General features: G+C 33.7%; 11 protein-coding genes and 3 pseudogenes. 9 read left to right on the top strand and 5 right to left on the bottom strand.

The window, feature by feature from the left end; genetic code table 11:
* Positions 1 to 448, top strand: a 448-nt coding sequence (locus MZO41_RS16145; protein ID WP_252129710.1) for a tyrosine-type recombinase/integrase, incomplete at its 5' end; no start/stop codon positions are given.
* A 168-nt stretch (positions 449 to 616) separates the two neighbouring features.
* Here the strand turns inward: MZO41_RS16145 and MZO41_RS16140 are convergent.
* The gene (locus MZO41_RS16140; protein ID WP_063489425.1) at positions 617 to 1,114 is read right to left on the bottom strand and encodes a GNAT family N-acetyltransferase; all 498 of its coding nucleotides are present in this window, start codon (positions 1,112 to 1,114) and stop codon (positions 617 to 619) included.
* 201 nt (positions 1,115 to 1,315) lie between these two features.
* On the opposite strand from MZO41_RS16140, the gene MZO41_RS16135 reads away from it, so the two are divergent.
* Positions 1,316 to 1,747, top strand: a complete 432-nt coding sequence (locus tag MZO41_RS16135) for a GNAT family N-acetyltransferase (protein ID WP_076637200.1) — start codon at positions 1,316 to 1,318, stop codon at positions 1,745 to 1,747.
* Positions 1,748 to 2,149: 402 nt separating this feature from the next.
* Here MZO41_RS16135 and MZO41_RS16130 read toward each other — a convergent pair.
* Positions 2,150 to 2,299: pseudogene (locus MZO41_RS16130) on the bottom strand (DUF536 domain-containing protein); the annotation flags it as partial.
* Positions 2,292 to 2,372 (bottom strand): annotated as a pseudogene (locus MZO41_RS16125) (replication protein A); the annotation flags it as partial. The pseudogenes MZO41_RS16130 and MZO41_RS16125, both read right to left, overlap by 8 nt.
* Between MZO41_RS16125 and MZO41_RS16120 the strand changes: the two are divergent.
* The 6 genes and pseudogenes from MZO41_RS16120 to MZO41_RS16095 form a co-directional block, all read left to right on the top strand.
* Positions 2,367 to 2,462, top strand: a pseudogene (locus MZO41_RS16120) (site-specific integrase); the annotation flags it as partial. The pseudogenes MZO41_RS16125 and MZO41_RS16120 sit on opposite strands and share 6 nt — an antisense overlap.
* A gap of 12 nt (positions 2,463 to 2,474) precedes the next feature.
* A complete protein-coding gene (locus MZO41_RS16115; protein WP_076637348.1) occupies positions 2,475 to 2,840 on the top strand; it encodes a hypothetical protein in 366 nt (121 codons plus the stop codon).
* Positions 2,841 to 3,285: 445 nt separating this feature from the next.
* Positions 3,286 to 3,531: a hypothetical protein gene (locus tag MZO41_RS16110; RefSeq protein WP_164974535.1), complete on the top strand. Its 246-nt coding sequence runs from the start codon at positions 3,286 to 3,288 to the stop codon at positions 3,529 to 3,531.
* A 620-nt stretch (positions 3,532 to 4,151) separates the two neighbouring features.
* Positions 4,152 to 5,081 (top strand): replication initiation protein, encoded by a 930-nt coding sequence (locus MZO41_RS16105; protein WP_070084861.1) that lies wholly within the window; start codon positions 4,152 to 4,154, stop codon positions 5,079 to 5,081.
* Positions 5,082 to 5,364: 283 nt separating this feature from the next.
* Positions 5,365 to 5,931 carry a DUF536 domain-containing protein gene (locus MZO41_RS16100; RefSeq protein ID WP_128650929.1) on the top strand — a complete coding sequence of 189 codons (567 nt, stop codon included), beginning with the start codon at positions 5,365 to 5,367 and terminating at the stop codon, positions 5,929 to 5,931.
* A gap of 96 nt (positions 5,932 to 6,027) precedes the next feature.
* Positions 6,028 to 7,785: a DUF6119 family protein gene (locus tag MZO41_RS16095; RefSeq protein ID WP_128650930.1), complete on the top strand. Its 1,758-nt coding sequence runs from the start codon at positions 6,028 to 6,030 to the stop codon at positions 7,783 to 7,785.
* A gap of 248 nt (positions 7,786 to 8,033) precedes the next feature.
* Here MZO41_RS16095 and MZO41_RS16090 read toward each other — a convergent pair whose 3' ends face one another.
* Both MZO41_RS16090 and MZO41_RS16085 read right to left on the bottom strand, forming a co-directional pair.
* On the bottom strand, positions 8,034 to 8,390 hold the full coding sequence (locus tag MZO41_RS16090) for a type II toxin-antitoxin system mRNA interferase toxin, RelE/StbE family (protein WP_063489416.1): 357 nt from the start codon (positions 8,388 to 8,390) through the stop codon (positions 8,034 to 8,036).
* Positions 8,390 to 8,668 (bottom strand): type II toxin-antitoxin system Phd/YefM family antitoxin, encoded by a 279-nt coding sequence (locus MZO41_RS16085; RefSeq protein ID WP_010620850.1) that lies wholly within the window; start codon positions 8,666 to 8,668, stop codon positions 8,390 to 8,392. The genes MZO41_RS16090 and MZO41_RS16085 overlap by 1 nt, the downstream gene beginning before the upstream one ends.
* A gap of 76 nt (positions 8,669 to 8,744) precedes the next feature.
* Between MZO41_RS16085 and MZO41_RS16080 the strand changes: the two genes are divergently transcribed.
* On the top strand, positions 8,745 to 9,001 hold a 257-nt coding region (locus MZO41_RS16080; RefSeq protein WP_502825506.1), incomplete at its 3' end, for a site-specific integrase.

The raw sequence follows: 9,001 nt of genomic DNA, 5'->3' as shown, positions 1-9,001 counted from the left end.
TGTCATGCGCTTAAAACAAACCGATATTTTTAATCCGGACGGTGCTATTAAACAAAATGCGTTCATTCACGACCGAAAAACGGGTAAGCCTAATACCTTGTATCTTAAACCAGTTCAAACAGAGCTCTTATTGTACCGTCAATGGCTACTTGATCATAGACTAGCCTCTGAGTGGCTCTTTCCTTCCATTCAACACCCCGAGCGCCATATCACGGAAAAACAGTTCTACAAAATTATGAGTAAGGTTGGCGATCTGTTAGGAATTAATTATCTAGGGACCCACACAATGCGCAAAACCGGGGCTTATCGCGTCTACACACAATCTAATTATAATATTGGTTTGGTCATGCACTTATTAAATCATTCCAGTGAAGCAATGACTTTAGCTTATTTAGGCTTAGACCAGGCTAGTACTGAAACGATGCTGGATAAAATTGATTTTGGTTAGGAGGCTGGCTTTATGGATTTAGATTTTAAATCAAACAAGTATGATCTTTTTGCTCTGTTAAAAGCAAAAGGTGTGACGGAATTAGCGATTTATCAAAAAGGAAAGCGAATTATGGTTCCATTACCAGTCTAAAAAAACGTCCTCAGCATCAAAAGTGAGGACGTTTTTTTAGATTTCTTTTTCTAAAATCGGACAAATACGATCTTGTTTTCCTAAAGGAAAATGTTTGATCCCGATTTTTTTAAATCCATGACGTTCATAAAAACGAATACCTGCATGATTTTTTTCATAAACAGCCAAACGTAAATAACGTTTTTGTTTCGTTTTAGCATAACGATTCGCTTCATCGAGTAACCGTTGCCCTAACCCTTTGTTTTGATAATCTTTGAGCAGATAGATCCGTTGAATCTCTATAGCATCTTTTTCATCATTGACTTTCATATAACCAATGAGTATTTGATGATCCTTAATACCAATAAATTTACTGGTTGGCTGTGCCAATTCTACTGCCAATATTTCAGTTGTCAATTGTGTCTGTAAATATACTTGCATATCAAGTGGATCTGCGCCATCGATAAACGATTCATAAAAACTGACAACACTTACAACTTGTAAAGCATCTAGATCATCACAATCTAAATACGCTAGTGTGATTTGATTGTTCATCTAACTCCTCCTTTTGACATAGTATACTATGAATCTATCTTTCAGAACTCATAAGGAATTGCTCTTATACTAAAAAATGGACTATTTTTATTCAGTCCGTAAAATGAAAGCATATGATTAATTAATACCATTTCCTAGTTTTAGATAATTGAATCCTCTCCTATTTTTTATTAAACTTGTTTTAGGAAAAAGGGGGCTACAATGATTACAAAATTAAACAGTTTTTCAGACAGGGATTTAGAACAATTGGCACAGATTTGGTTGAATGGCAATTTACAAGCACATTCATTTATTCCCGCTCAGTATTGGAAAAATCAATTTGTGAACATTAAAAAAATGTTGCCTGAAGCAAATATTTTTGTGTATAGGAATAATGAAACAATTGTCGGTTTTTTAGGCGAATTAGATGGTTACATAGCTGGATTATTTGTTGACATGAACTACAGAAACCAAGGTGTTGGTAGCCGATTAATTAATTACCTAAAACAAATAAACGACAAATTAACACTTTCAGTCTATGTAGATAATATTAATGCCGTTAATTTTTATGAGAATAAAGATTTTATCATAGACAGTGTAGGTATGGATACTGAGACTGATTCAAAAGAGTATCATATGATTTGGGAAAAATAAAAGGTAAAGACTTTTTTTATAAAAGCTTTGCTTTTTATTTTGCAATAAATAATGCTAATGTAAGCGACAGAATGAGAATAATTAGTACCAGCATCGCTAAGACACTTTTGATGCCAAAAGCAATAGTTAGACTTATCAAAATAATAAGTGGCAAATAAAAATAGTCCAATTTATTGAGTTCTGAGCATCTCTAACATTATTATGATTTCAGAATTATACAGTATTTCATTGGATGAACTGATTAGGGGAGATAACAATCTATAAAGATATATTACTTGAAAAGAAAGTATCAGGCATCGCAGATACTATACTTAATGTTATTTTCTTATTGAGCGCCGTCATGATATTAATTTACATGATGATCGAAAACAAGCTCACCTCAGGTAATTCCTTTTATATCATTCTGATAATCCTTTCAGCTTTAGGGCTAATCATGTTTGTACCCTGACTATCTTTTTGCCGATTCTTTGCTGGTAGTCTTTGGTAATGATATTGAATAGTCTGTTTGGAGACATTCAATTGATCAGCAAGTTCTCTAATAGTTTTAGGCATGTTTTCCAAACCCCTTTCGGAGTTCAGCAAGCATTTCTTGTCTTGTCTGATCTCTTATTGTTTTATCATGCTCAATCATTCCAGTGAGGCGATGACTTTAGCTTATTTAGGCTCAGACCAGGCCAGTACCGAAACGATGCTGGATCAAATTGATTTTGGTTAGGAGGCTGTCTTTATGGATTTAGATTTTGAAACCAACAAGTATGATCTGTTTGATGATTGGCATCAAAACAAGACTAAACAAGCCTTTACACAAAAGTTGCAGCAACAAGCTCAAATTGAAAAAACACAATTACCGCAATTATTGTCGCGTGAAGATTTAAAAATTCGTTGGCAGATGAACTCTCGTCAAAGTGTTCATCAAGTTGCTAGTAAGCCTGATTTTCCGCAACCCGTTTTTGCTTTTAATCATGGTAAGACGCCACTTTACTTAGCAACTGAAATTCAAATTTTCGAAATTAATCACCCTTGGGTAATAACTCCCGGTGCTCGTCTTGCTTATAGTCATTGGATCCTTCGTAATGTGATTGATCAATCTTGATATTCAGCTCTAGGTTTTTGAGGGTTTACTCTAGGTTTTTTATAGTTGGCGCTAGCCTTCTAATACAAATAAACCCCATCAAAATGGGGATTAAATCTACCCTTGACACTTGTCAAGGGTGTAAGTGCGCATTGACCTCGTTTTACTCGGTCTGCTGATAACCATGAAATCAGTTTTTGCCGTTGTTGAATTGACTGCATTTTTAATTCAATTTATGTTTGCACCTAACTAGGATTGTTATGTTTTAAATATTTAAAAAGTGTTGCAGATTGCGCTGTTTTAAGCCAAAATTTTTTAATTGTTTTGTGCAGATAATCTTTATGAGCTTGGTAACAAATTTTGAATAACGGTGCTGTAAGATCTGTGAATTTAAACTGAAAACATTATTTTGATGTTAGGAGTAATTAAGCTGGACTAAAAGAAAGTATTAAAACCAGTTGATGAAATGCTTGCTGATCCTTGGCAAGTTGATATTCAAGAATTGTTTGAAGCTTCTGTCAATGAACCTGACAAGATTAAAAAGAATTTGTATGATTCCTTATACACTTATATTTTGCAAAAAAGGCAAGAAGATATTAGTAATCGCCCAGGTTCCGTCCTCTTTCCCTCTAAAAGCCTGCTGAGGGCTTTTTATTTTTGCTTTGGTATAAATATTATAAACAGTCTCAAAATCGCTAGAAACGAGAAATAAGGCCCTTAAAAACGAATATAGCAGTTAGATTCTTGTTAAGATTCAAAAAAACTAACTGTTTGCTGTCAATGGTAGCGGACGAGCGTAGCGTGGGAGCATAAGGAATTGACAGCTCTAAACCAGTCTTAACACTGAAATGGCGAAAGCCAAAGTTTTATAGAAACTTTGCTTTCCTGCCTAACGGCGAGTGAAAAAGCGGTCAAGCTGGTTCAGCTTGGACGGGGTTCGGGGCGTCAGCGCCCGAATAAACGTGGCTTGCCACACCTTTTAGGCAACGAACAGAGTGAGGCGCAAGGAGCATAGCGACTGGAGTTTAATGTGAGCCTGTTTTTTGGCTCACTCCTTTGTGTTTTTGTTTTAGATTTTGATCTTGTACAGTGGTGCCTCTTTTAAACCTCTTTTATAAACCTCTTTTAAACCTCTTTTAGACCCCCTTTTAGCCTTACTCTCCCAGGGAATACAGGAGTTTATGGATAGAGTTTTGTCTGTTTATAGATAGAGTTTTGTCTGTTTATAGATAGAGTTTTGTCTGTTTATAGATAGAGTTTTGTCTGTTTATAGATAGAGTTTTGTAGTATTATATATTCATAAAACCATATTCATTAAAAGAGGTGCTTCATTTGAGTAATGAAATTGTTAAATATGATCCTGAATTAAATACAATCCCACTTCGAAAATTCACTCCTGTTGAAATGAATTTATTCTTCTCAATAGTTTCTAGAATGCGTGACAAGGGTGACGAAACTGTAAGGTTTTCATTTGATCAATTAAAAGAATTAAGTGCATATAAACCTACAGCAAATAACCGATTTATTGACGATATTGAAAGTACTTATCAAAAAATTTTAGGCTTACGCTTTGGAAGGCGTAGTAAAGATGGACTGCATCGTGAATTTTTTGTTATGTTTACCGAATTTGAGATAAACGGCCATGCTGATGATCCTTATGTTGATATTAAAATTTACCCCAAAGCTATAAAATTATTAAATGAGCTGGAAAGTTGGGTTCGTTATGCTTTATCAGAATTCAGAGATTTAAAAAGTAGCTACGCAAAAACCATGTTTCGGTTACTAAAACAATTTAGAACTACTGGGTACGCTTACTTTTCAGTTGCAGACTTTAACGAGCTATTAGATGTCCCTAAAAGCTATAAAAGTAGCAATATAAATCAATCCGTTTTAAAACCCATCAAAGAGGAACTTACGCCTCTTTTTAGAGGCCTAACGGTTAGAAAAAAATATGGTAAAGGCCGCGGAAAACCAGTGATTGGGTATTCTTTTACTTGGAAGTCTGAAAAGAAAAACGCTAATGACTTCTCACAAGGTCAATTTCAAGATGAACGTCAAAAACTCTTTAACATTCAGCATAATGGTGAATTAACAGAACAGGAAAAATGGCGTGCCATTGATAAAGTTAAGGGGTTAACTCTAGGTTCTACTGAAAAGCAAGCATTGGCTGTCAAACAAGCCGAACATGATAAAAAAATAAGAGATCAAGCACGAAAAGAAGCACTTGCTGAACTCCGAAAGGGGTTTGGGAATCATGCCTAAAACTATTAGAGAACTTGCTGATGAGTTTGGTGTATCAAAACAAGCCATTAGGGAAAAAACTAGATGCAAACTTTAGTTGTTGTTAATTCGGGATATTTGCCGTTAAAGCAACATTCATTGGTGGCAACAACCAGAACCAAATCAATTATAGTTTAGCTTGAAGATTGATACCTATTTTAAAAAGCGACAAGAACGACAACCAAGTTTAAGCTTTGCTTGTCGATTGGTGTTCTTGTCGTTTTTAACTTATAATTTAAGGCGGATTAATTAGGTGGTGAAATTATTGGGCAAGACTATTCGACAACTTTCAGAAGAATTGAAATTATCAAAACAAGCTATTAATCAACGTATTAATAGTATTAATGGCTTTCGAAGCAAACACACTTATAAAGTCAAAAACCATCTAGAAATAGACAACCAAGGCGTTAAAATGCTTGCTAATTTCGACAAGCAAAAACAACAAGAACGACAAACAAATCGGCAAGCTGAAAACGACAAGGACAAAAATATTGATCATATCTTGCTAAAACAACTTGATGTTAAAGATCAACAAATTGCAAATTTACAACAGGCCTTAGATCAGCAACAAAAATTACAGATAGCAACGGTCGCAGAAAACCATCGATTAAAAGAGCATGTTCAGAAATTGAGTGGCTTACTTGAACCTTCTAGTACAACTCAACAGCAACAACCAAATGACAAGGACGATAACTTGTCGAATAGTGCTAATACCAGTCGCATCAAGGAAAATAACGACAAGCAAAATGGAGATAAAGTTGTTGAATCTAATAATGGACAAGAAAAAAAACACAAAAACAAACCTAATAAAATTTGGTGGCATTTTTGGTGATCTTTAACATCGTTTTCTTATTATTAGCAAATTCCAAATTTGTTTTTTAACAGCTATAATCTATCTGCTAGAATTGCTATTATCGTAAAATTTCATATGAAAACAGAGGCTAAAAAATTGCTCAATCTATTCCATTTAAAAAAGGCAAAAATCACTTCTCTAAATGATTTTGTTGACGAAAATTATATGCGGTTGAAAGTCCAAAATTCGCAATCTTTTTCGCAAAAAAGAGACTCATTACATGTTTTTCAAACTGAAAAAGATAATTTTCCTTTCAAGGGACTAATTTTTGTTTTAGAACTTAATTCCCATCCGGGTTGGGAAAAGCAAATTAACCTATTTTCCAAAAGACAAGTTACTATGCCCGAAAAAAAATTTAGAGCAGTAATTATTTTCTCGTTTGAGAAGGAATATTACGCATTATCATACAATCGTGGTGACATAATTCTTAAGAGTGAAGCTATTGATACTTCATTTGGAATGAATATATCAAAATTACTGCTATCTAAAGATCAATTAAATAATATAACCACATTTCATGCATGGAGTAATCCACCTCTTAATTATACGGTGTATTCACCCCAAAAGTCTTCAATTCCCTTATATAAACAGTCCATAAATAATGACTTCATCATCGTCAATAAGATATCAGGTAATAGTATTATAGAAATTCACAATAGTAATGGTGAAATATTACAGCTTAATACTAAAATAATCGGTAATACTTCGCTGCACCTTGAAGGGGCTTCTTTACTCGAAAAAAACCTTCTTACTATCATGAAAGCTTTAAAAATTGTTATTAACTCCAAAGGAAAAAATTCGTTAACCTGGACAAGTGAAATTTCTCAATTAAAAGAGACTAAAAAGTGTAATACAAAACTAAACAATAAATTGCATAGTTTAATAAACATTTTTGAAAAAAATAATGGAGAATTGAAAAAAGGATCCCTAAAAAACATTTGTTTTTTGAAAGATCCTACTAATACAGATTTGGCGTCTACATTTACAATCCGTAATGTACGTGTTGACAACACAAAAAAATTCTATAATCTAAATGATCTCGAACATTGGCAGCGTATTATTTCTACTCTCAGTAAAAGCAACGATTTGTCTCCTTTAGACTCTTTTTCCAAACTAAAACTTGTGGAATATGATGAAAACAACGATAAAATCTCAGAAAAAAATCTGTTTAACTTCCTATATTTTAACTATAAAAGAGCAGAAAACTTCTTCTTCCTTTATTCTGGAAAATGGTATTGTATCCCCATTGACTTAACTGAAAAAATTACTACTTCTGTTAAATCCATTCCTATTTATACAAATGATCAGTTTCGTCCTAGAGATAAAAGAACAGATCTTGATGATAATACTTGTCGTCCAACAGAGAATGCTTACACAGAGAAAATATGCGCCATTAATCCTAACTTAATAAAATTGGATAAAAACACATTTAAACCTTCGATTAATTTAGAAAACAACCACGGTAGTATTGAGATATGTGATATTTTTGAAATTAAAGATGATCGGTTAAATTTTATTTGCCTGAAACCAGGAACCTCGGGTCAATCTTTTAGTCATCTTATTGCACAAGCCAGAAACTCTGCAATGTATTTATCAAACTTAAATAACACTGAAATTAGCAAGTTCATAAACAGTCAATGCGCAGAAAAAGTAGATTTAACCTCAAAAAAAATAAATATAATTTTAGGGATCATTCATAATAAAATCAATGACACAAATAATATTGATTTATCTCTCTTCCCAATCATGTCTTTGATATCTATATATGTCTTAAAAAAAGACTTAGAACAAAAAAATATTGAATTAGAGCTCCTTTTGATTCCGTCAAATTAACTTATACACCTTAGTATTCCATGCTTTAGATAGTTTGATCAAAGACGATGATTCACTAAAAAAGCATAGTTATTACCAATTCCTGCAGAAAAGTGTAGATATGAGGAAAGATCTTAAATAAATCTCGTTCCCCTGTTAGGGTCTATAAATTAAAAATCGCCCCTCAAAATCATTGTTAAAATAACCCCCAATATCTATAATGTAGATGTTGGGGGTTATTTGTTTTTATATGGTATAAATGACTTCTCTTATTCGTCATTTTTTCGATACCTTTTGGAACGATTTTGACCAGGAAATAAACGATCATGCGATCCGACTCGAATGCCAATTAAGACTAGTTCATCTTTATCAATCGTATAAACCACCAGGACATCGTTAGTTTCGCTTGGTGTTTTGTTTTTCGGGGTATCTCGTAAGTGAAATTCATTATAACCGCTCATTCGCCGATTAAGCTCATGATCTTCAAATTCTAGTGGTAATTGTTGCTGCTCAAGCAACAGGTCAATGGCTGCTCGAACTTCATCAATAATAGATTTGTCTAAACTGGCTAACCGTTTTAGATCAGCATTAAAGGTTGCACGTGGTTTAAATCTTAGTTTTTTCATTATTTAAACTGACCCCAATAACCATCATCTGATTCAACAATTTCATCGTCAGGTAAAACATGGCGTTTAATTAACTGATCACGTGCAATTGCATATTCTAACGAACCTTCTTTAGCTTTTAATGCTCTTTCTAGCCAGTCCATTTTTTCTTGTGAAACGATGGCTACTGCGCGACTATTTGAACGAGCAATATAAACGGTTTCGTCTTCGTCATTAACTTGATCTAAATATTTTTTTAGGTTAGCGCGAAAATCGCTCTGTGTTAGTGCTAATGTCATATTTACCACCCTTTCATTGTACTTAATATTGTACTTTAATTTGTACTAAAAATCAATTTTTTAAGGAGCTAAAACTATGCAACAAGTTGTCTTACCCATCAAAGATTCAAACGTTCTCAAAGAGGTTCAAGATACCTTACTCAACAACTTTAAAGCTGGCCGGCGTAACTATACAGTTTTTCAAGTTGGCAAAGCTACGCTACTGCGAGTGAGTGATGTCATGCGCTTAAAACAAACCGATATTTTTAATCCGGACGGTGCTATTAAACAAAATGCGTTCATTCACGACCGAAAAACGGGTAAGCCTAATACCTTGTATCTTAAACCAGTTCA

Source organism: Lactiplantibacillus sp. C232, from assembly GCF_023806725.1.
GTDB classification, from domain to species: domain Bacteria; phylum Bacillota; class Bacilli; order Lactobacillales; family Lactobacillaceae; genus Lactiplantibacillus; species Lactiplantibacillus plantarum.
Note: the sequence above shows the minus strand (reverse complement) of the source record. Positions and strands in the feature narration are given on the sequence as shown.

What these genes read in the sequence shown, in the direction of transcription:
- MZO41_RS16140 (WP_063489425.1), bottom strand. Translation starts at nt 1,114, where the DNA reads ATGAACAATCAAATCACACTAGCGTATTTAGATTGTGATGATCTAGAT.
- MZO41_RS16135 (WP_076637200.1), top strand. Translation starts at nt 1,316, where the DNA reads ATGATTACAAAATTAAACAGTTTTTCAGACAGGGATTTAGAACAATTG.
- MZO41_RS16115 (WP_076637348.1), top strand. Translation starts at nt 2,475, where the DNA reads ATGGATTTAGATTTTGAAACCAACAAGTATGATCTGTTTGATGATTGG.
- MZO41_RS16110 (WP_164974535.1), top strand. Translation starts at nt 3,286, where the DNA reads ATGCTTGCTGATCCTTGGCAAGTTGATATTCAAGAATTGTTTGAAGCT.
- MZO41_RS16095 (WP_128650930.1), top strand. Translation starts at nt 6,028, where the DNA reads ATGAAAACAGAGGCTAAAAAATTGCTCAATCTATTCCATTTAAAAAAG.
- MZO41_RS16090 (WP_063489416.1), bottom strand. Translation starts at nt 8,390, where the DNA reads ATGAAAAAACTAAGATTTAAACCACGTGCAACCTTTAATGCTGATCTA.
- MZO41_RS16085 (WP_010620850.1), bottom strand. Translation starts at nt 8,668, where the DNA reads ATGACATTAGCACTAACACAGAGCGATTTTCGCGCTAACCTAAAAAAA.